Origin of the sequence: Rhizobium sp. 9140 (assembly GCF_900067135.1) — a bacterium.
In the GTDB taxonomy this organism is placed as follows: Bacteria; Pseudomonadota; Alphaproteobacteria; order Rhizobiales; family Rhizobiaceae; genus Ferranicluibacter.
On record NZ_FJUR01000001.1, the window covers coordinates 1,105,450 to 1,127,184 of the forward strand.

At 63.8% G+C, this 21,735-nt stretch carries 14 protein-coding genes and 2 pseudogenes; 10 read left to right on the forward strand and 6 right to left on the reverse strand.

Annotated elements, in window-relative coordinates; genetic code table 11:
• Positions 1-138: 138 nt before the first annotated feature.
• The 4 genes and pseudogenes from rpoN to lptC all read right to left on the reverse strand — a co-directional run bounded on the left by rpoN (position 139) and on the right by lptC (position 4,408).
• Positions 139-1,680 (reverse strand): RNA polymerase factor sigma-54, encoded by a 1,542-nt coding sequence (rpoN, locus tag GA0004734_RS05125; RefSeq protein ID WP_092931764.1) that lies wholly within the window; start codon positions 1,678-1,680, stop codon positions 139-141.
• 623 nt (positions 1,681-2,303) lie between these two features.
• Positions 2,304-3,035, reverse strand: a pseudogene (gene lptB / locus GA0004734_RS05130) (LPS export ABC transporter ATP-binding protein); the annotation flags it as partial.
• Between the two features lie 119 nt (positions 3,036-3,154).
• Entirely contained in the window at positions 3,155-3,724 is a 570-nt protein-coding gene (locus tag GA0004734_RS05135; RefSeq protein ID WP_092931767.1) for an LptA/OstA family protein, read from the reverse strand.
• Between the two features lie 15 nt (positions 3,725-3,739).
• Positions 3,740-4,408, reverse strand: coding sequence for an LPS export ABC transporter periplasmic protein LptC (gene lptC, locus GA0004734_RS05140; protein WP_092931768.1), 669 nt, complete (start codon positions 4,406-4,408; stop codon positions 3,740-3,742).
• A gap of 299 nt (positions 4,409-4,707) precedes the next feature.
• Between lptC and sppA the strand changes: the two genes are divergently transcribed.
• The 3 genes from sppA (at position 4,708) to GA0004734_RS05155 (ending at position 6,589) form a co-directional block, all read left to right on the forward strand.
• Positions 4,708-5,658: a signal peptide peptidase SppA gene (gene sppA / locus GA0004734_RS05145; RefSeq protein ID WP_092931770.1), complete on the forward strand. Its 951-nt coding sequence runs from the start codon at positions 4,708-4,710 to the stop codon at positions 5,656-5,658.
• 119 nt (positions 5,659-5,777) lie between these two features.
• Positions 5,778-6,092, forward strand: coding sequence for an integration host factor subunit beta (locus GA0004734_RS05150; RefSeq protein ID WP_092931772.1), 315 nt, complete (start codon positions 5,778-5,780; stop codon positions 6,090-6,092).
• Positions 6,093-6,193: 101 nt separating this feature from the next.
• A complete protein-coding gene (locus GA0004734_RS05155) occupies positions 6,194-6,589 on the forward strand; it encodes a DUF1049 domain-containing protein (protein WP_245292348.1) in 396 nt (131 codons plus the stop codon).
• 3 nt (positions 6,590-6,592) lie between these two features.
• Here the strand turns inward: GA0004734_RS05155 and GA0004734_RS05160 are convergent, their stop codons facing one another.
• Positions 6,593-7,048, reverse strand: coding sequence for a CoxG family protein (locus tag GA0004734_RS05160; protein ID WP_092931774.1), 456 nt, complete (start codon positions 7,046-7,048; stop codon positions 6,593-6,595).
• Positions 7,049-7,288: 240 nt separating this feature from the next.
• Here GA0004734_RS05160 and GA0004734_RS05165 point away from each other — a divergent pair, with 240 nt between their 5' ends.
• The 5 genes from GA0004734_RS05165 (at position 7,289) to GA0004734_RS05185 (ending at position 13,223) form a co-directional block, all read left to right on the forward strand.
• On the forward strand, positions 7,289-8,380 hold the full coding sequence (locus GA0004734_RS05165; RefSeq protein WP_092935943.1) for a class I SAM-dependent rRNA methyltransferase: 1,092 nt from the start codon (positions 7,289-7,291) through the stop codon (positions 8,378-8,380).
• Positions 8,377-9,261: a TrmH family RNA methyltransferase gene (locus tag GA0004734_RS05170; RefSeq protein ID WP_092931776.1), complete on the forward strand. Its 885-nt coding sequence runs from the start codon at positions 8,377-8,379 to the stop codon at positions 9,259-9,261. Before GA0004734_RS05165 ends, GA0004734_RS05170 begins: the two co-directional genes overlap by 4 nt.
• Positions 9,258-9,785, forward strand: a complete 528-nt coding sequence (gene lspA, locus GA0004734_RS05175; RefSeq protein ID WP_092931778.1) for a signal peptidase II — start codon at positions 9,258-9,260, stop codon at positions 9,783-9,785. The genes GA0004734_RS05170 and lspA overlap by 4 nt, the downstream gene beginning before the upstream one ends.
• Positions 9,786-9,839: 54 nt before the next feature.
• Positions 9,840-12,134, forward strand: a complete 2,295-nt coding sequence (locus GA0004734_RS05180; protein ID WP_092931780.1) for a hybrid sensor histidine kinase/response regulator — start codon at positions 9,840-9,842, stop codon at positions 12,132-12,134.
• Positions 12,135-12,356: 222 nt separating this feature from the next.
• The gene (locus tag GA0004734_RS05185; RefSeq protein ID WP_245292480.1) at positions 12,357-13,223 is read left to right on the forward strand and encodes a GNAT family N-acetyltransferase; all 867 of its coding nucleotides are present in this window, start codon (positions 12,357-12,359) and stop codon (positions 13,221-13,223) included.
• Positions 13,224-13,447: 224 nt separating this feature from the next.
• Here GA0004734_RS05185 and GA0004734_RS05190 read toward each other — a convergent pair whose 3' ends face one another.
• A complete protein-coding gene (locus GA0004734_RS05190) occupies positions 13,448-15,730 on the reverse strand; it encodes an NADP-dependent malic enzyme (protein ID WP_092931784.1) in 2,283 nt (760 codons plus the stop codon).
• Positions 15,731-15,925: 195 nt separating this feature from the next.
• Here GA0004734_RS05190 and mutS point away from each other — a divergent pair, with 195 nt between their 5' ends.
• Together mutS and GA0004734_RS05200 are read left to right on the forward strand one after the other, a co-directional pair.
• Positions 15,926-18,616, forward strand: a complete 2,691-nt coding sequence (mutS, locus tag GA0004734_RS05195; protein ID WP_245292481.1) for a DNA mismatch repair protein MutS — start codon at positions 15,926-15,928, stop codon at positions 18,614-18,616.
• Positions 18,617-18,882: 266 nt separating this feature from the next.
• A pseudogene (locus GA0004734_RS05200) lies at positions 18,883-21,729 on the forward strand ([protein-PII] uridylyltransferase); the annotation flags it as partial.
• Between the last annotated feature and the right edge of the window lie 6 nt (positions 21,730-21,735).

Sequence of the window (21,735 nt, forward strand, 5' to 3'; positions counted from 1 at the left end):
GTCGGGGAAGGAGAAAAAGGAGCCCATCGTTGATGACTGTCGGCGCGCCCTATAAGCGGGCTGCCGTCAAATGTCAATGAAAGCTTAACACCCATTGCGTGTTGTCGGTGCCGCAGTGCACGCGGTCGATCTCGTCGGTTAGGCGGAAACCTTTGCCATGGCGCGTTTTTCGCGCCGGCGCTGCACGGATGAGGGAATATTCATCGCTTCACGATATTTTGCCACCGTCCGGCGGGCGAGATCGACGCCGCCCTTCTTCAGGATCTCCACGATGTCGTCGTCCGACAGCACGGCTTCCGGGCTTTCGAGCACGATCATGTTGCGGATGCGGTGGCGAACCGATTCCGCCGAATGCCCGTCTCCGCCTTCCGCCGAGCCGATCGAGACGGTGAAGAAATATTTCAGCTCGAACAGGCCGCGCGGCGTCAGCATGTACTTGTTGGAGGTCACGCGGCTGACAGTCGACTCGTGCATCTTGATCGCATCGGCGATCGTCTTGAGGTTGAGCGGCCGCAGGTGATCGACACCGTTGACGAGAAACGCGTCCTGCTGACGCACGATCTCGGTCGCCACCTTCATGATCGTCTTGGCGCGCTGGTCGAGGCTGCGGGTCAGCCAGTTGGCGGTCTGAAGGCACTCCGACAGGAACGCGTGGTCGCCGCTGTTCTTCGGCGCGTGACGCGAAACGGTGGTGTAATAGACCTGGTTGACGAGCACGCGCGGCAGCGTTTCCGGATTGAGTTCCACGGCCCAGGTGCCGTCCGGCGCCGCGCGCACCACGATATCCGGCACGATCGCCTCGCAAGGCGTCATCTCGAAGCTCGTGCCCGGCTTCGGATCGAGCTTGCGGATCTCGCCGAGCATATCGATGAGATCTTCTTCGTCGACGCCGCAGAGCTTCTTCAACGTTGCGAAATCCCGCCGTGCGAGCAGTTCGAGATTGCCGATAAGGGCCGACATTGCCGGATCAAGCCGATTCTTCTGGCGTAGCTGGATCGCGAGACATTCGCTGAGGCTCCGGGCGAAGACGCCGGGCGGATCGAAGCGTTGCAGGGTGGCAAGCACCGCCTCGACATCGCACACCGTGCAGCCAAGCTGTTCGGCCGTTTCCGTCGTGTCGGCGTGCAGATAGCCCGCATCATCGAGCTGGTCGATCAGCGCTTGGGCGATCAGCCGGTCGCGGGCACTATGAATGCTGAGGATCAGCTGCTCGTTCAGCACGTCGCGCAAGGTCAGCCGGTTCGCGACGAAATCCTCGAGATCGTAGCCCTCGCTGGTCTCCCCGTCGCCCCCGCCGGACATGGATTTCCACTGGCTGAGCAGTTCCGGCGCATCGGCGCGCTGGGGGGAGGTGTCGTCCGGGAAGACGTTCTCGAAATTGGCGTCCAGCGTCTCGCTCATGCGCAGGGAATCGTCGCGCGTCGTGCCGTCATAGACGTCGGTCAGGCCGGAAAAATCCTCGCCGTCACGGCTTTCGGACGGCATGTCCTCACGCGCGCTTTCGGCCGAATGGTCGGCTTCCGAGACGAATTCAAGGAGAGGGTTCTTCTCGACTTCCTGCTCGATGAACTGCGTCAACTCAAAATGCGTCATCTGCAACAGCTGGATCGACTGCATCAGCTGCGGCGTCATAGCCAAGGTCTGGGACTGGCGCAGATAAAGGCTAGCCGAAAGTGCCATGAACGCAAAACTCCCCTACGGCAGACATCTCGATACCGTAAACGGCATCAGGACCTCTGCATCAGCTCAAAGCAATGAAGCCACCACGGTGTCGTGAAACATGACGCGCAGCGCTCCCGATATCCGGCACGCTGCCTGCTCTGACACGAAATCTTGGGCTCACTTTGTAAACTGGCCCGAAAATTGCTTATTAAAAAGGTTTGGTCAAGCGGCTGTCGTAAATTTGATAAGTTTGCCGCTGGTGAAAGCACAGTGCCGGAAGAAGCGGCAGGGCGGATGTCAATGTGATCCGACATGCTCCGCGATCTCAGGTGTCGCTGACAAACCATTAAGGATGTCGGAGCATCGGCAGACGCGGAAGTTCCATCTTTTCGATGGCGCGGCCCCCCGGCAGCATCGATGGCTGAACGTCGCGCAATCGTCGGGCTGCGTCAAGAGGGACGCGCGACGTCAAAGGGGAAGAGCAGTGGTTCGTCTCGCGAGCATGGCAAGTCATGCCTGGCCTTCACGGCTCCCAATGCGTGTCGCGCAGAGATGCGCAGCGATCCTGCGGCAACGACCTGGGTTAAAACCCGGGCCTGAAGCGTCTTCCGCAGACACGCAGGATCGCGGCACGCCGGGCGTTACAGGCTGAAGTTGTCGCCGAGATAGAGCCGGCGCACATCGGGATTGTTGACGATGTCGTTGGCGCGTCCATGGGTTAGCACTTCGCCCGCATGGATGATGTAGGCGCGGTCGATCAGGCCCAGCGTCTCGCGGACATTGTGGTCCGTGATGAGCACGCCGATGCCGCGCGAGGTGAGATGACGCACCAGCGCCTGGATGTCGGCGACCGAAATGGGATCGACGCCCGCAAACGGTTCGTCGAGCAGCATGAAGGTCGGGTCCGTCGCCAGCGCACGGGCAATTTCCAGCCGCCGCCGTTCGCCGCCCGAAAGCGAGATCGCCGCCGCCTTGCGCAGATGCGTGATGTTGAATTCGTCGAGCAGCGCATTCAGCTTGGCGTCCTGCGTCGCGCGCTTGGGCTCGTGCAACTCCAGCACGGCGCGGATATTGTCCTCGACCGAAAGCCCGCGAAAGATCGACGCTTCCTGCGGCAGATAGCCGACGCCGAGCCGCGCCCGACGATACATCGGCATGGAGGTGACGTCGTTGCCGTTGATCTCGATCGAGCCTTCGTCGACGGGAACGAGGCCGGTGATCATGTAGAAACAGGTGGTTTTGCCGGCACCGTTCGGTCCGAGAAGACCGACGGCCTCACCGCGCCGCACCACCAGAGACACGCCGTTCACAACCCTGCGGTCGCGATAGCTCTTGGTCAGGCCACGCGCGATCAGCGTGCCGTCGTAACGTGCCTTGTCCTCGGGTGACCTGTCATCGAAAACAGTCGTGCCAGGATCCTTGGCATGGGAGATGTCGGCCGGCTCGGCGCCGCGCTTGCGCTTGAAGGGAATGTTCACGATCTGGGGCTGCGTCAGTTGGTCTTCTGGGATTTGGGATCGAGCTGGATCTGGACGCGGCCGCCACAGGAGTCCAGCTGTGCCTCTCCGGTTTCCATCTGCACATTCAGCTGGCACCCGCTGAAGACGTTCTTGCCTTCCGAGAGTACGACCTGCTTGCCCTTCAGCACCAGCGTCTGCGCTGCCATGTTGAACTGGCCGCTATCTGCCGTCGCCTGCTGCGTGCCGGACTGCAGGAACACCTTGTTGTCGACTTCGATCCGGTCGATCTCGGCATTGCCGCCCGAAATCGAGCCGCCGCCGGACTTGTAGTAGACGACCATGCTGCCCGCCTGCAGCGTCGTCGCGCCCTGCACGACCTTGACGTTGCCGGTGAAGATCGCCTTGCTCTCGGGATCCTTGATCTCCAGCTTGTCGCTTTCGATCTGGATCGGCTGGTCGTTGGACAGCTTCATGCCGTTCATCCGGCTTTTCTGCTGGGCAGATGCCGGAACGATCGTCAGGCAGAGACAGGCCAGCGAAGACGCGAGGATGCCAGCGATGGAAAGGCTGCGGCGGGGGAAGGAGGCATGGAGGGTCGACATGGATGGCACCGGGTCCTAATTTGCGTTCTTGCGTATGGTGCTCGGCTCGACGACGACCTTCACCATGCCTTCAAAGGAAATAACCCGCCCTTTATCCGTCATTCTCATCTCTTGCGCAACAATCGACCCACCGGACATCCGGATGGCGATCGGCTTCTTGCTCTGCATCTCGCCCGCATTGATATCCAGATAGGCGGACTGGAAATCGGCGATCACGCCATTGTTCATGGAGATGGTAAAGGGAGCGTTCATGTCGAGCGTATTGCCGCCACGATCGTAAAGTCCGCTCGTCGCATCCACGGTCGCGATCGTCTTGTCGTTGACCGGCATTTCCGCGTGGATCTTTTCAAGCGTGATGAGATCCGGATTGGCGATGTCCTGCAGCGCCCGCTCGGCCTTCATCGAGTAGCTGATATCCTGCTTGTTGCGCCCCGATATCGCGGGATTCTGCATGACGATCTTGCCGTTCTCGATGGTCGCGTTCTCGATATGCAGTTCCTCCGGCAGCATGGTGCGCACGATGGAGACGGCAGCAAAGATCACGGCTATGATCACGGCGACGATCGGCAGGACGATCTTCAGCCGCTTGACCCGGCGCGAATGCCGCGCCGCCCGTTCATAGGCGTCGTTGACCGTCGGCCCCGTATGCGGCAGGGCGCCGGGAAAATGCACATCGTTCGCCATGAGCGGTTCCGTAAATCCAGGGGCGTGACGAAGTCGAGGTCCGTGCTGCGTCAGCCGATGGTGTCAAGAAGAGCGAATATGGAGATTTTTATGTCGCCGTACAATGGAGGCTTGAAATTCTTTGTCGCGGCAGGGACCGGGCGTCGGTCGATCCTGTCGAAAGCGTCATGGAGCCTGTTGTTGGCGGGCGAATTTTTGCGCGCGGGCCGATACCGGTTTGCGCGTTTATGCAGTAGGAGTCATCGTTGGAACAGACGGTGCCGGCTTGTCCTGCTGCGCGCTGAACAGGGAAATTTGGAATGGATCCTCTCGCATTCGTCGATCGGCGGCAGCTTCGGCGCAAGCTTGGTTTCTGGCGCCTCGTGGCGATCGGCCTCATCGTGCTCGTCGCCATCGGCGCCTATGTCGCCATCGCGCAGTCGCGCTCGGGTGTGCTCGGCGCAAGCCAGGTCGCGCGCGTCACCATCTCCGGCATCATTCTCGATGATCGCGAACTGATCGAACGGCTCGACCGCATCGCCAAGGCCGATCAGGTCAAGGGCCTGATCGTCAGCATCAATTCGCCTGGCGGCTCCACCTTCGGCGGCGAGACGCTCTACGATGCGATCCGCAAGGTTGCCGAGAAGAAGCCGGTCGTATCCGACGTCCGGACGCTGGCCGCGTCCGCTGGCTACATGGTGGCGCTGGCTGGCGACCGGATCATCGCCGGCGACACCTCCATCACCGGCTCCATCGGCGTCCTCTTCCAGTATCCGCAGGTCAAGACGCTGCTCGACAAGCTCGGTGTATCGCTGGAGGAGATCAAATCGGCGCCGCTAAAGGCCGAGCCGTCGCCGTTCCATCCCCCGAGCGACGCGGCAAAGGCCGTGATCCAGTCGATGATCGACGACAGCTATGCCTGGTTCGTGGATCTCGTCGCGGAACGCCGCGAGATCCCGCGCGAGGTAGCGCTTCGTCTCGGCGATGGCCGCATTTTCACGGGGCGGCAGGCGATCGACCTGAACCTCATCGACGAACTCGGCGGCGAGCGCGAGATCCGCAACTATTTCAAGAGCCGGGATGTTGTCGATACACTGCCGATCGTCGATTGGGAAAAGCCGGAAACCGCGCTGCCCTTCGGGCTTGGCTCACTGGCCGCTATCTTTGCCAAATCGTTGGGATTTGACGGTTTTCCCTTTTCGGGAAATCTGTCGCAGGACAAGTTGTTTCTTGACGGTCTCGTTTCCGTTTGGCAGGTTGGCCGCGATTGAGAGACGCCGGGCGCGGGGCAACCCGCGCTGACGCGTGTCCGGTTGGCGGAACGATATCGTTCGTCTGTCCGTGGATGACGGGCGTATCGCGAAGAACATCGTCAAAAGGGGGGCAGAGGGTGATCAAGTCGGAACTGGTGCAGATCGTGGCGGCGCGAAATCCGCACCTCTATCACCGCGATGTCGAGAACATCGTCAACGCCGTTCTCGATGAGATTACGGATGCGCTGGCGGCGGGCAATCGCGTCGAGCTGCGCGGCTTCGGCGCCTTCTCCGTCAAGAACCGTCCGTCCCGCTCGGGTCGCAACCCCCGCACGGGCGATAGCGTCTTCGTCGAGGAAAAATGGGTGCCGTTCTTCAAGACCGGCAAGGAGTTGCGCGAGCGGCTGAACCCGGGCTCCGACGCTGACGTGGACGAGGAAGACGAAGATTGATGTCGCGATCGCCGTTTTCGTTCACGGCGGTCTGATCTTGACCCGGCACGTTTGCCGCCCATGTTGTCGTCAAGCCCTGATAGACGCGGAGACTGGTTCGCATGCTGCGTAAAATTCTGAACATCGTCGTCCTCGTTCCGCTCGGGATCGTGCTCGTCGTGCTCTGTGTTGCCAACCGGCAACCGGTCACGCTGGGCTTCAATCCGTTCGATCCGTCCGACACGGTCCTGGCAGTATCAGCCCCCTTCTTCGTCTTCCTGTTTCTCGCCGCCATTCTCGGCCTCGTCATCGGCGCTTCTGCCGTCTGGTTCAGCCAGGGCAAGTATCGCAAGCGCTCGCGTGTCGAAGCGAAGGAAGCGCTGAAGTGGCACACGGAAGCAGAAAAGCGCCGCCTGCAGCAGGAGGCGATCGTCTCGGCCCAGGCCGCAAATCCCGTTGCCGATCGCCCGGCCTTCCAGGGATCGACACCGACGATGATCGCCGCCCAGCAGAAATAAGCCTCAGGCCGCTGCCGCTTTGGCATTGGCGGCCGCGGTGAAGTCGGAAAAAAAGCGGCTCGCGATTCGGTTTGCGCCGGATTTTACAAGCGTCGATCCGAGCGATGCAATTTTTCCGGAGACATCCGCGATTATGGCGTAATGCAGGATAGTGTCCTCGCCGTCCTCCACCAGCCGCACATCCGCGCCGCCTTTGGCGTACCCGGCAAGGCCGCCTTTGCCCTCTCCCGAGATCGTGTAGCTCTCGGGCGGGTTCATGTTCGAGAGCGTGATGACGCCCGAAAACGCCATCGACATGAAGCCGAACTTTACGGTGACCACCGCATCGAGCGTCGTCGGCGATGTCCATTCGAGACGCGTGCAGCCGGGAATGCAATCCCTGAGCACCTCGGGATCGTTGAGCGCCGCCCAGACAGCGTCGCGCGGTGCGGAGATCCGCTCTTCACCGGTCATGTCCATGGATGTCCTCCTCGATTTCATGCGCTGCGGCAGCAGACGTCGCGCCCTGCCGCCGCGTGGCTTGGAATCTACGGGCGGAAACCGCTTTGCCAAGAGCGGTTGCGATGCTATTTGCACGCAACACGCTGAAGAAACGGGAAACGACGCCCCTTGAAGGACAAGCAGAGACGATCGCCCGGCAAGGCGCCACCGAAATCCGGTCCATCGCACAAGAGCCTCCCGAAAGTCGGGGCATCTCGGCTGGATGCGACCGTCGCGCCGCCCTTCAAGGCGGGAGGAAAGCCCGCAGCGCAGGAGCCGTACGGCCAGCGTTCGTCCAGCCGCCCGCAGCCGGCCTCTCCGCGTCCATCCCCGTCTGAGGCTCGGCAGGAAGCGCCTGCGCCCGTGACCCTGCGCCCCCGCACTGGAGACAAGCCCACCGAGCGCGTGCCGGTCATTCTGGAAACCGCAGGCGAGGCCGATTATCGCCTGATCGACAGCGGCGACGCCCTGAAGCTGGAGCAATACGGTCCCTACACGATCGTCCGTCCGGAGGCGCAGGCCCTGTGGCCGAAGTCGCAGGTCCCCCTCTGGGAGCGCGCGGATGCGATTTTTACCGGCGACACGGATGAAGACGGCATGGGCCGCTGGCGCTTCCCGCACGATATGCTCGGCGAGACCTGGCCGATGCGCCTGCTCGATGCCGAATTCTTCGGCCGCTTCACCTCTTTCCGCCATGTCGGTGTCTTCCCCGAGCAGCTGGCGCACTGGCGCTGGATGAAAGCGCAGGTCGAGACGGCCGGTCGGCCGCTGAAGGTGCTGAACCTCTTCGGCTATACCGGCGTCGCATCGTTGATCGCGGCGAAGGCCGGGGCCGAGGTAACCCATGTCGATGCCTCGAAGAAGGCGATCGGCTGGGGGCGCGAGAACCAGGCACTCGGCCGGGGCGAAAGCCTGCCGATCCGCTGGATCTGCGACGATGCCATGAAATTCATCCAGCGCGAGGAGCGCCGCGGCAGCCGCTATGACATCATCCTCACCGATCCGCCGAAGTTCGGCCGCGGTCCGAACGGCGAGGTTTGGCACCTTTTCGATCACCTTGCCGGCATGCTGGATATCTGCCGCGAACTTCTGTCCGACGATGCACGCGGTCTCGTTCTCACAGCCTATTCCATCCGGGCAAGCTTCTATTCGATCCACGAGCTGATGCGCGAAGTCATGCGCGGCCGCGGCGGCGTCGTCGAATCCGGCGAACTGATCCTGCGCGAGTCCGCGGGGTCGAAACAGGATGGCGAGGCCGGCTCCGGCCGGGCGCTGTCCACCTCTCTCTTCAGCCGATGGGTGCCGAAATGAGCAGCGATTATAGCGACGGCAATCCGCGCGCACAGGTGGGGCGCGGCGAGGGTCGTGTGGGCCAGGTCAAGGAGGTCACGAGCCTTGCCAATCCGATCATCAAGGACATCCGCGCGCTGACGCAGAAGAAGGCGCGCGACGAGAGCGGCACGTTCATTGCCGAAGGGCTGAAGCTCGTCATCGATGCGGTCGAACTCGGCTGGGCCATCCGTACGCTGGTCTATGCCAAGGCCGCAAAGGGCAAGAAGCCCGTTGATGACATCGCCGCGCGCACCGTGGCCCGCGGTGGCCTCGTGCTGGAGGTCAGCGAAAAGGTCATCGCCACCGTCACCCGCCGCGACAATCCGCAGATGGTCGTCGGCGTGTTCGAGCAGCGCTATGGAAATCTGAGGGACATCAAGCCGCGCGCGAACGAGACCTATGTGGCGCTCGACAGGGTGCGCGATCCGGGCAACCTCGGCACCATCATCCGCACGGCGGATGCGGCCGGCGTCTCCGGCGTCATCCTCATCGGCGAGACGACGGATCCGTTCTCGCTCGAAACCGTGCGCGCGACCATGGGCTCGGTCTTTGCCGTGCCGGTGTTCCGCGCCAGCGTGGCCGAGTTCCTCGCCTGGCAGAAGCAGGCGGGTGTCATGGTCGTCGGCACGCATCTGGCCGGTGCCGTCGATTACCGCACGATCGATTACCGGCCCCGCCCGGTCGTCGTCCTCATGGGCAACGAGCAGGCCGGCCTTCCGGACGAGCTTGCAGCCAAGGCCGACAGACTTGCCCGCATTCCGCAGGCAGGACGCGCGGATTCGCTCAACCTCGCCATCGCCACCGGCGTCATGCTCTTCGAGGCCCGCCGCCATCTGCTGACACTGGACGAGCGCGGATGACCGAAAGCCAGACGCCTCTTTCGCCCGCCGCGCCCGGCAGCCGCCCAACCCTGTTTTCGCGCCCCTGGCCGATTGCGATCTTCATCATCGTCGCTCTGCTTCTCGATCAGGCGATCAAGCAGGCGGTGGAGGCCTACCTGCCGATGGAGGAGGCCGTTCACGTCATCCCCATGTTGGCGCTCTACCGCGTCTATAATTACGGTGTCGCCTTTTCCATGCTGTCGGGCATGGAGGGCTGGTTCATCGTCGGCATGCGCCTCGTGGTGGTCGGTTTCGTGCTCTGGCTCTGGCGCCGGACGCCGAAGGACAGGTTCTTCGCCCATCTCGGCTATGCGATGATCATCGCCGGTGCGCTCGGCAATCTGGTCGACCGGTTTCTCTATGGCTATGTGATCGACTATATCCTGTTTTACACCGAGACATGGTCCTTCGCCGTCTTCAACCTCGCCGATGCCTTCATCACTGTCGGGGCCGGTGCGATTGTGCTGGATGAAATCCTGCAGGCAAAAAAACGCGATCGTTAGAATGCGAGCGATCGGCTGAAATCATTCCCAACGGCTGCGTGATACTCAACGCGTATGAGCGAGCCGTCGAAACTGCAGCGCGAGATCATCTGGAAACTGTCGCAGCACACCGCCGCGCCGGATGTACTTCCGCCACGCAAACCCTTTCCGGAGCATGGCGCCGCTGAAACGAACCCCGGCACCACCCGCGTCTCCGCCTTTCGCCCGGCCATTGCCGGCGCCGGCCTTCTCGCTTCCGCCGCCATCGTCGCGATCGGTCTGGAGGAAAATCTCCTCCTCCTTCCCATCGGGCTTGCCATCGCGGGCATCGCCGGAACGGCCCTTCTTCTTAGCGACTGGCGCCGCAGCCGGCGCAGCATGGGCACAATATCCGAACGGGCCGGCGACCGCGCGTGGGAGGCCCGCGAAGCCAGCATGTCGGGGTTCGCAATCCACGATGCGCTCGGCGATATGGCGATCCTGCGCGACGCCAGGGGCGTTATTCTCGAGACAAACGAGACCTTCCGGGCTTTGGCCGGCGCGCCTGCGCCAGAGGGACAGCGTTGCGAGGCGCTGGGGCTCGAACTCCGGCCCGCCGGCACCTCCGGTCGCTATACGGTCGAGATCATGACCGCAGATGGCCCGCGATCTTTCGATTGGCATGACGTGCTGATACGCGAGGCGGAGACGGGTACGCTGCGCATCGTCAGCGTCGGCCGGGATGTCACCGACAATGTCAGCGCGGCGCGCAGCAGCGAGGCGGCGCTCCGGAGGGTCGAGGCCGAAAGCCAGGCGAAATCCCACCTTCTGGCAACCGTCAGCCACGAAATCCGCATGCCGCTGTCCGGCATTCTCGGCATGAGCGACCTCCTCGACCAGACCCGGCTGAGCGCGCAGCAGGCGAACTATCTCGCCGGCATGCGCCAGTCCGGCCACGACCTCGTGCAGCTTGTCGACGACCTCCTCGATTGCGCCTCGATGGAAGTCGGGCGGTTTGCCCTGCGGCCGACGCGCCAAGCCTTGCGGCCTCTGGTCGAGAGCGTCGTGGAAATGCTGTCGCATCGTGCCCATGCGAAGGGCATCGAGATCGCCTCTACGATCGCCGCCGACGTGCCCGACACGCTGCAGATCGACGGTCCCCGGCTGAAGCAGGTCCTGTTCAACGTGGTGGGCAACGCCGTCAAGTTCACGACGACCGGCGGCGTCCTTGTCAGCTGCGCCGAGCAGCAGGGCGCACTCGTACTGCGCGTGACCGACACGGGACCCGGCATGACCCCCGACGACCAGTCACGCATCTTCGACGCGTTCGAGCAGGCCGGTGATACCGCCTCGAAAGCCGGCGGAACGGGCCTCGGCCTTGCCATATCGCGTCGTATCATCAGGGCTTTCGGTGGCGATATCACTGTCTCCAGCCGCCTCGGCAGCGGCAGTCTCTTCGAGATCCGCTTTCCCCTGACGGCATCCCCCACGCCGCTGGCCACGGCCCGTACCCGGACGCTCGCCACCTCCCGCGTCCTTCTCGTCGCGCCGAAGGGTCCGGCCTCCGAAGCGCTGGCCGCGACGATCGAGACGCTCGGCGGTCGCTGCCGCATCGCCTCGACCATCGAGCAAGCCAGTCATTTTCTAAAGATCGCAACGGATACGGGGAGTGAGGAACGTCTTACCGACATCATCGTCGATCACCGCTGTGCTGCCCTCTTCCGGCGGATCTGCGACGACAGGCCGGATCTTGAAACCATGCCGCTGCGGCGAACCTATCTCGTCAATCCGGAAGAGCGCATCCAGCAGCCGCTGCACCAGACCGACGGCTTCCACGCCTGGCTGATCCGCCCCCTGCGGGAGCGCTCGCTGGTGGCGGTGCTCAAGGGGCAGCTGAAGGGTATCGAGGTTCGCGACGCGATCAACGACAATCGTCCGGTCCTCAGAGATGTGGTGGACGCCACACCTGTGCCCGTAGCGCTTGCCGTGCAAACCGTGCTCCTCGGCGAGGATGATCCGGTCAATGCCGCGATCCTGCGCAGCACGCTGGAGCGCGTCGGCTACACCGTGCGCCATGTTGTCGATTTCGCCGCCATGGGCGATATCCTCGATCAGGGATTGTCGAACGCCGCGGGCGAGGGGCAGGCGCCGAAGATCCTGATCACCGACCTCAATATGCCCCATGGCGACGGCCTGACGATGCTGCGCCGCCTGCGCTTCTCCGAACGGTCGACGGACGGCGCATCGCGGCTCCCCGTCATCGTGCAGACGTCGGATCGCCGCCCGGAAACACACCGCGAGCTTCTGGAGGCGGGCGCGGATGCCGTCCTCGCGAAGCCCGCCGATCCCAAGTCCCTGATCGAACTGGTCGCCCGATTGATCGCCGGCTAAGGATCGGTCCGCAAGCCTTGTCACGGTCTTGTTGCAGTGACATGCTTAAAGGCCTGCAGGAAGCGGACTGCCACCGCGGCCAGAGTGCGATTCGGAAAATGTCGGGAAAATGCCCGTCGTCTTTTCCAGGCGTTCGCGGCCAACGTGCAGACGCATGCTCGCGATTAGGGGTAATCTGCGATGACGATCGAAATTCTGGAATCCGTATCGGCTCTCCGCACCATGTCCGTGCCCGTCGCGAGCCCGACCATCGTCCGTTCGCGTCCGCCGCGCGAAGCGGCGCCGGCCAGCGACGTGCTCGGCCGCATCGGGCCGCTCGAAACCCGGATCGCCCGCACGGCCTCCGAAATCGATGCGGCTCAGGCGCTGCGCTACAAGGTGTTTGTCGAAGAGATGGGCGCCCGCGTGCCGGCCGGTGCCGCCTTGATCGGCCGCGATATCGACGGCTGGGATGCCGTATGCGACCATCTTCTGGTTCTCGATACCGCGCTGCCCGGCCAGTCCGAGGCGCAGATCGTGGGGACCTACCGGCTGCTGCGCCAGGACGTGGCGGCGGCTGCCGATGGCTTCTACTCCGCCTCCGAATTTCTCGTCGACCCGCTGATCGCCCGTCACCCCGGCAAGCGCTTCATGGAGCTCGGCCGCTCCTGCGTCCTGCCCTCCTATCGCACCAAGCGCACGGTGGAGCTTCTCTGGCAGGGTAACTGGGCCTATGCGCTGAAGCACGGCATCGACGCGATGTTCGGCTGCGCCTCGTTTCCCGGTACCGTCCCCGAACATCACGCGCTGGCCCTGTCCTTCCTGTACCACACGGTGCCGGCAAGCGGCGAGTGGCAGGTGAAGGCGCGGCCGGAACTCTACCGCGTCATGGACCTGATGCCTGTCGAGGCGATCCAGGCCCGCGCCGCCCTCTCGGCCATGCCGCCCTTGATCAAGGGATATCTGCGCATCGGTGCCATGGTCGGTGACGGTGCCGTGGTGGACGAGGCCTTCCGCACGACCGACGTTCTCGTCGTCCTGCCGATCACCAACATCGCTGGCCGCTACCTCAACTACTACGGCGCCGACGCCACCCGCTTCGCTCTCTGATCCGAGTGTGGGTTTTGACGCACGCCATCCCGTGGGAGGACCACGGGAGACGGGCGAACAGATCGCCCCCGGATGGTCGCAAGCGTTGGCAAAGCGCTCATCTCAGCCGCAGCATGGCCAGGGGACGATGAATCTCCATACGAAACCCGAAGCATAAAAAACTCAACGCCCTCCCCATATCGGGAAGGGCAGTTTTCGCGCATATCAGGCGGACCGATCGCTTTTTATCCGGCGTTGTAGGCCGCCAGTGCCGCCATGTTGACGATCTCGGAGTCCTTGGCGGTCAGCGAGACGATCTGCACGGACTTGTCGAGGCCGACCAGCAGCGGACCGATGATCGTAGCGCCGCCGAGTTCCTGCAGCATCTTGGTCGAGATGGATGCGGAGTGGAACGCCGGCATGACGAGCACGGTTGCCGGGCCGGAGAGGCGGCAGAACGGGTACTGCTCCATCACCTTCATGTTCAGCGCGACATCGGCCGCCATTTCGCCGTCATATTCGAAATCGACGCGGCGCCGGTCGAGGATCTTGACGGCCTCCCGGACCCGCTCCGAGCGTTCCCCCTGCGGATGCCCGAAGGTGGAATAGGCGAGCATCGCCACGCGCGGCACATAGCCGAGGCGTCGCGCAAGGCCCGCGGCCTGCACCGCGATGTCGGCAAGCTCTTCCGACGACGGCATGTCGTGCACGGCCGTGTCCGCCACCAGAACCGTGCGGCCCCGGCAGAGCGCGATCGACACGCCGATCACCCGGTGCCCGGGCTTGGCGTCGATACAACGCCTGACATCGTCGAGCGCCGTCGAATAGTTGCGGGTGATGCCCGTCACCATGCCATCGGCGTCACCCAGTGCGACCATGCAGGCCGCGAAGTGATTGCGGTCATGGTTGATCAGCCGCTGCGCATCGCGAAACAGGAAGCCCTCCCGCTGAAGTCGGGCGTAGAGATAGTCGGTATAGGCGGCGGTACGGTCGGAAATACGCGCATTGACGAGTTGAATGCCGGGGCGGTCGAGGTCGATGCCCTCGCGCGCCGCCGTTTCGCGCATGCGGTCCTCGCGGCCGAGCAGCAGCGCGGTGCCGAGCTTCTGGTTGGCATAGGCCAGCGCCGAGCGCATCATCGGCACTTCCTCGCCCTCTGTGAAGACGATCCGCTTCGGTGCGAGCCGCACGCGCTCGTAGATCCGCGCCAGCGTCGAGGCGATCGGGTCGCGGCGCATCGAGAGCTGGTCGCCGTAGGCTGCGAGGTCGGCGATCGGCTTCTGCGCCACGCCGCTGTCCATCGCCGCCTTGGCAACGGCAACCGGAATGGATGAAATGAGGCGCGGATCGAAGGGGACGGGGATGATGTACTGCGCCCCGAAGCGCGGGCGGTTGCCCTGATAGGCCGCCGCGACGTCGTCCGGCACGTCTTCCTTGGCAAGGCTTGCCAGCGCCCGGGCCGCGGCGATCTTCATGTCCTCGTTGATCGTCGTGGCCCGCACATCGAGCGCGCCGCGGAACATGTAGGGAAAACAGAGCACGTTGTTGACCTGGTTCGGATAGTCCGAGCGTCCGGTTGCCATGATCGCGTCGTCACGAATGGAGGCAACCTCTTCCGGCGTGATTTCCGGATCGGGATTGGCCATGGCGAAGATGATCGGCCGGGGTGCCATCGAGCGGATCATGGCTTCCGAGAAGGCGCCCTTCTGCGACAGGCCGAGCACCACGTCGGCGCCGTCCATCGCCTCTTCCAGCGTCCGCCGGTCGGTCTTGGCGGCGTGGGCCGACTTCCACTGGTTCATGCCCTCGGTGCGGCCTTGGTAGATCACGCCTTTGGTGTCGCACATGATGACGTTTTCGGGCGCAAAGCCGAGCGATTTGATCAGCTCGACGCAGGCGATGGCCGCAGCACCCGCACCGTTGCAGACAAGCCGCGTGGTCTTCAGGTCGCGGCCGGTCAGTTCCAGCGCGTTGATCAGGCCGGCCGTCGCGATGATGGCGGTGCCGTGCTGGTCGTCGTGGAACACCGGAATGTCCATGATCTCGCGCAGCTTCTGCTCGATGATGAAGCATTCCGGCGCCTTGATATCCTCCAGGTTGATGCCGCCGAAGGAGGGGCCGAGATAGCGCACGCAGTTGATGAAGGTATCGGCGTCTTCCGTATCAACCTCGAGGTCGATGGAATCGACGTCCGCAAACCGCTTGAAGAGAACCGACTTACCTTCCATGACCGGCTTGGAGGCCAGCGCGCCCAGATTGCCGAGACCGAGAATGGCGGTGCCGTTGGAGATGACGGCGACCATGTTGCCGCGCGTCGTATAGTCGTAGGCCTTCGCCGGATCGGCCGCGATGGCCTTCACGGGAACGGCAACGCCAGGCGAATAGGCCAGCGACAGATCGCGCTGGGTCGCCATGGGTTTCGTCGGCGTGATCTCCAGCTTGCCGGGGCGTCCCTGCGAGTGAAAATCCAGCGCTTCCTGATCCGTGACGGCCGTTCCGCCTGCGCGGGCCTTGCGTTCGTTTGCCATGATGATGCTCCCTCGGGTCCCTCAAGCTTCTGTGGGCGGCCATCCCCGGCCGCGCTTTCTTGTTGTCTTCTATAGACGCCGTTCGCTAGGGTGACACTGTCTTTTTGGCCGGCTGGCGGCTTTTTTAGCAAAAACTGGTATATCTTGACGACACACTTCTCATCACCGGCCGAAGCAACGACGGCGCCATCCTCCGTGCCGCCGGAGGTGCGCGTGCAGGCAACGCCGATGATGGAACAGTATATCGAGATCAAGGCCAACAATCCGGGCTCTCTTCTGTTCTACCGGATGGGCGACTTTTACGAGTTGTTCTTCGACGATGCACTGGAAGCCTCCCGCGCACTCGGGATCGTTCTGACGAAACGCGGGCAGCATCTCGGCCAGGACATTCCCATGTGCGGCGTGCCCATCCACGCGGCAGACGATTACCTGCAGAAGCTGATCGGCCTCGGCTTTCGCGTCGCGGTGTGCGAGCAGACCGAGGATCCGGCGGAGGCCCGCAAGCGCGGCTCCAAGTCCGTCGTCAGGCGCGATGTGGTGCGCCTCGTCACGCCCGGCACCATCACGGAAGAGAAGCTGCTCGTCGCTTCCGAGAGCAATTACCTGATGGCGATGGCCCGTCTGCGGGGAAGCGCCGAACCTGCCTTCGCGCTCGCCTGGATCGATATTTCCACCGGCATCTTCCGCCTCTCTGAAACGACGGAAACGCGGCTTCTCGCCGATATCCTGCGCATCGAGCCGCGTGAACTCATTCTCGCCGACACGTTGTTCCACGATCCCGATATGCGTCCGATCCTCGATGTCATCGGCCGCGTCGCGGTGCCGCAGCCGGCCATCCTGTTCGACAGCGCAACGGCCGAAAACAGGCTTGCGCGGTATTACGGCGTGAAGACGCTCGATGGGTTCGGCCAGTTCTCGCGTGCCGAAATGGCCGCAGCCTCGGCCGCCGTCGGCTATGTCGAGAAGACCCAGCTGGCCGAGCGCCCGCCGCTCGACATTCCCGAGCGCGAAAGTGCCGCTTCGACGCTCTTCATCGATCCTGCGACACGGGCGAACCTGGAATTGGTCAAGACGCTCTCCGGCAGCCGGGACGGGTCCCTGCTGCGGGCGCTCGACCGGACGGTGACCGGCGGCGGCGGACGCCTTCTGGCCGAACGGCTGATGTCGCCGCTGACCGATCCGGAGCGCATTCGCACGCGTCTGGATTCCATCGCCACCATCCTCGCGCAGCCGTCGCTCTGCGCCGATCTGCGCGCGGCGCTGAAACAGGTGCCGGACATGCCGCGCGCCCTGTCGCGCCTCTCGCTCGGCCGTGGCGGCCCGCGGGATCTCGGCGCGGTGCTCATCGGCATCCGCGCCGGCGCCGACATCGCCCGGCAGATCGATCAGGCCGATCTGCCGCCCGAACTGGAGGCGGCGCGCACCTCGCTCGCCCGGCTCCCGTCCGAGTTGTCCGAAAAGCTTGCCGGCATGCTCGCCGACGACCTGCCGCTTCTCAAGCGCGATGGCGGCTTCCTGCGGGACGGCTGCCATGCCGAGCTCGACGAGATGCGGGCGCTGCGCGATCAGTCCCGTCGGGTCATTGCCGCGCTGCAACTGAGCTACGCCGAAGAAACCGGCATCCGCTCTCTGAAGATCAAGTACAACAACGTGCTCGGCTATTTCATCGAGGTGACTGCGGGAAATGCCGGGCCGATGACGGAGGGGGAGGGGGCGAAGGCCCGCTTCATCCACCGCCAGACCATGGCCAACGCGATGCGGTTCACGACGACCGAACTCGCCGATCTCGAAACCAAGATCGCCAATGCCGCCGACCGCGCACTGGCTATAGAGCTCGCCGCCTTCGACAGCATGGTCGAGGCGGTGATCGCGGCAGCGGAGGAGATCAAGAGCGCAGCGCTGGCGCTCGCCATTCTCGACGTTTCCGCCGGGCTCGCCGTGCTGGCCGAGGAGCAGGATTATCGCCGCCCGATGGTGGATACATCCAGGATGTTCGCAATCGACGGCGGCCGGCATCCGGTGGTCGAGCAGGCGCTCCGCCGTCAGGCCTCCGCAGCGTTTGTCGCCAATACCTGCGATCTTTCGCCCCTCTCGGCGGAGGGCGACGGCGCCTTGTGGCTGCTGACCGGCCCCAATATGGGCGGTAAATCGACCTTTCTGCGCCAGAACGCGCTGATCGCTATCATGGCGCAGATGGGCTCCTACGTGCCCGCCGCCAGCGCCCATATCGGCGTGGTCGATCGCCTGTTTTCCCGCGTCGGCGCCTCCGACGACCTCGCGCGCGGCCGGTCCACCTTCATGGTCGAGATGGTCGAGACGGCTGCCATCCTCAACCAGGCGACGGACCGCTCGCTCGTGATTCTGGATGAGATTGGCCGGGGAACCGCGACGTTCGACGGCCTGTCGATCGCCTGGGCTGCCGTCGAGCACCTGCACGAGGCCAATCGCTGCCGCGGCCTGTTCGCCACGCACTTCCACGAGCTGACCGTCCTCTCCGAAAAGCTCAAACGCCTGTCCAACGTCACCATGCGCGTCAAGGAATGGGACGGCGACGTCATCTTCCTGCACGAGGTCGGCCCGGGTTCGGCCGATCGCTCCTATGGCATCCAGGTCGCCCGTCTCGCTGGCCTGCCCGCAGCCGTCGTCGCCCGCGCAAAGGACGTGCTGGCCAAGCTCGAGGACGCCGACCGGAAGAACCCGGCCAGCCAGCTGATCGACGATCTTCCCCTGTTCCAGGTGGCCATCCGCCGCGAGGAGGTCGCCCGTGCCAAGCCGTCCGCGGTGGAAGATGCGCTGAAGCGCCTCAACCCCGACGACATGACCCCGCGCGAGGCGATGGACGCACTCTACGCCCTCAAGAAGCAGCTTTCCTCACAGGCGTCCTGAACGCTCTTCCCGCGCGTCGTGGGGGCTTGACCTTCCCCTGTTGCCACGACCATATCCAGCTCTGGGTCAGGCGGGCAGCCTAGAGACGCTCTCGAAAGGGCGCAATTGCCCGTTTGGAAACGATGGAGCCGGGCCGGAAACGTCTTGGCAATCGTTTTGCCCTATACCCTTCAGGCCCCGGTGGGAAATGGGGGTCGGGGTGCAGACGACGATCGCGCTGCGACCGGTTGCCCGTTGACGCCGGAAGGGCGGAAGGTTCGAATGTGATGCCAAAACAGCGGCTCGCAACTATCGCGCGCCCGGAGTACATCCGGCCGGCGCCAAGGAGACAGGACATCGACTTCAGCGACATCCTGGACATCGCAGCCCTCAAGGCTAAGGTGGATTTCATCGCGTCGGCGCATGCCGAACAGCGCGATCCGATGCGTCAGGCCCTGCTGGCTGCGCTGAAAGACGCCAATGCCCGTGGCCGCGCCAAAGCCTATGAACTCCTGAAGGAGGACGGCGGCGGGCTTGCCTGCGCCGCTCGCATCTCCTGGCTGCAGGATCGGCTGATCGCCATCCTGCACGATTTCGTGTTGAATCACGTCTTCAACGCTTCGAGCATGCCGCCCTCCATGCAGATCGCGGTAGCGGCGGTCGGCGGCTATGGCCGCGGTACGCTCGCGCCCGGCTCCGACATCGATCTCTTGTTTCTGCTGCCGGCGCGAAAGCTGCCTTTCTGCGAGCCGGCGATCGAGTACATGCTCTATCTCCTGTGGGACATGGGCTTCAAGGTCGGCCACGCCACCCGCACGGTGGAAGAGTGCATTCGTCTGTCCGAGGAGGACATGACGATCCGCACCGCCATTCTCGAAGCGCGTCTCATCTGCGGCTGCGCCGGGCTGGTGGACGATCTGGAAGCCCGCTTCGACGACGAGATCGTGCGCAACACCGGCCCGCAATTCATCGCCGCCAAACTTGCCGAGCGCAACGAGCGCCACCGCAAGGCCGGCGACACGCGTTATCTCGTGGAGCCGAACGTCAAGGAGGGCAAGGGCGGCCTGCGCGATCTGCACACGCTGTTCTGGATCGCCAAGTATTACTATCGCGTGCGCGAGTCCGCCGATCTGGTGAAGCTCGGCGTGCTGTCGCGCTCGGAATATCATCTGTTCCGCAAGTCCGACGATTTCCTGTGGGCCGTGCGCTGCCACATGCACTTCCTGACCGGCAAGGCCGAAGAGCGCCTGTCGTTCGACATCCAGCGCGAGATCGCCGAAAGCCTCGGCTATCAGGATCATCCCGGCATGACCTCGGTCGAGCGCTTCATGAAGCACTACTTCCTCGTCGCGAAGAATGTGGGCGATCTCACGCGCATCTTCTGCGCGGCACTGGAGGATCAGCAGGCCAAGGAACTGCCCGGCTTTTCCGCCGTCATCAACCGTTTCCGCCGCCGCGTGCGCAAGATCCCCGGCTCGCTCGAATTCGTCGACGACGGCGGACGCATCGCGCTGGCAAGCCCCGACATCTTCCGGCGCGATCCGGTCAATCTCATCCGCTTCTTCCACATCGCCGACGTCAACGGGCTGGAGTTCCACCCGGCCGCTCTCAAGCAGCTGACGCGGTCGCTCGGGCTCATCACGCCGGCTCTGCGCGAGAACGAGGAGGCCAACCGCCTCTTCATATCCATCCTCACCTCGCGCCGCGACCCGGAACTTGTCCTGCGCCGCATGAACGAGGCCGGCGTGCTGGGCCGTTTCATTCCCGATTTCGGCCGCATCGTCTCGCTCATGCAGTTCAACATGTACCACCATTACACGGTGGACGAGCACCTCTTGCGGGCCGTGGACATGCTGTCGCGCATCGACCGCGGGCTCGACCAGGATATTCATCCGCTCGCCGCCAAGCTCATGCCGCAGGTGGAGGAGCGTACCGCGCTCTATGTCGCCGTGCTCCTGCATGATGTCGCCAAGGGGCGCCCGGAAGATCACTCCCAGGCCGGCGCCCGGCTCGCCCGTCGTCTCGCTCCCCGCTTCCGCCTGACGCACAAGCAGACGGAAACGGTTGCCTGGCTGATCGAGGAGCACCTGACCATGTCGATGGTCGCGCAGACCCGCGACCTCAACGACCGCAAGACGATCCTCGACTTCGCCGAACGCGTTCAGTCGCTCGATCGCCTGAAAATGCTGATGATCCTCACCGTCTGCGACATCCGCGCGGTCGGTCCGGGCGTGTGGAACGGCTGGAAGGGACAGCTGCTCCGCACGCTTTACTATGAAACAGAACTGCTGCTGTCGGGCGGTTTCTCGGATGTACCGCGCAAGGAGCGGGCCGCGCATGCGGCTTCGCTGCTGTTCGATGCGCTGGACGATTTCAGCAGCAAGGACCGCAAGACCTATTCCCGGCTGCACTACCAGCCCTACCTGCTGTCGGTATCGCTTGACGATCAGGTCCGCCATGCCCGCTTCATCCGCGAGACGGACAAGGCTGCCCGAACGCTCGCCACCATGGTGCGGACGCATCAGTTTCACGCGATCACCGAGATTACGGTGCTCGCGCCCGACCATCCGCGGCTGCTCGCCATCATCGCCGGTGCCTGCGCCGCCGCTGGCGCCAACATTGTGGATGCGCAGATCTTCACGACATCGGACGGTCGCGCTCTCGACACCATCCTCATCAATCGCGAATTCAACGTCGATGACGACGAAACGCGGCGCGCGGCCAGCATCGGCCGGATGATCGAGGACGTGCTGTCGGGCAAGAAGGACCTGCCGGGCGTCATCGCCAGCCGCACCAAGGGCCGCAAGCGCAACAAGACCTTCACCGTGCCCCCGGCCGTCACGATCAGCAATTCGCTGTCGAACAAGTTCACGGTCGTCGAGGTCGAATGCCTCGACCGGACGGGCCTTCTGTCGGAGATCACGGCGGTGCTGGCGGATCTGTCGCTCGACATCCACTCGGCCCACATCACCACCTTCGGCGAGAAGGTCATCGACACCTTCTACGTGACCGACCTTGTGGGCGCTAAGATCACCAACGAGACGCGGCACGGACATATCACCGCTCGCCTCAAGGCCGTGATGGCCGAGCAGGCCGACGAGGTGCGGGACCGCATGCCGACCGGCATCATCGCGCAGGGG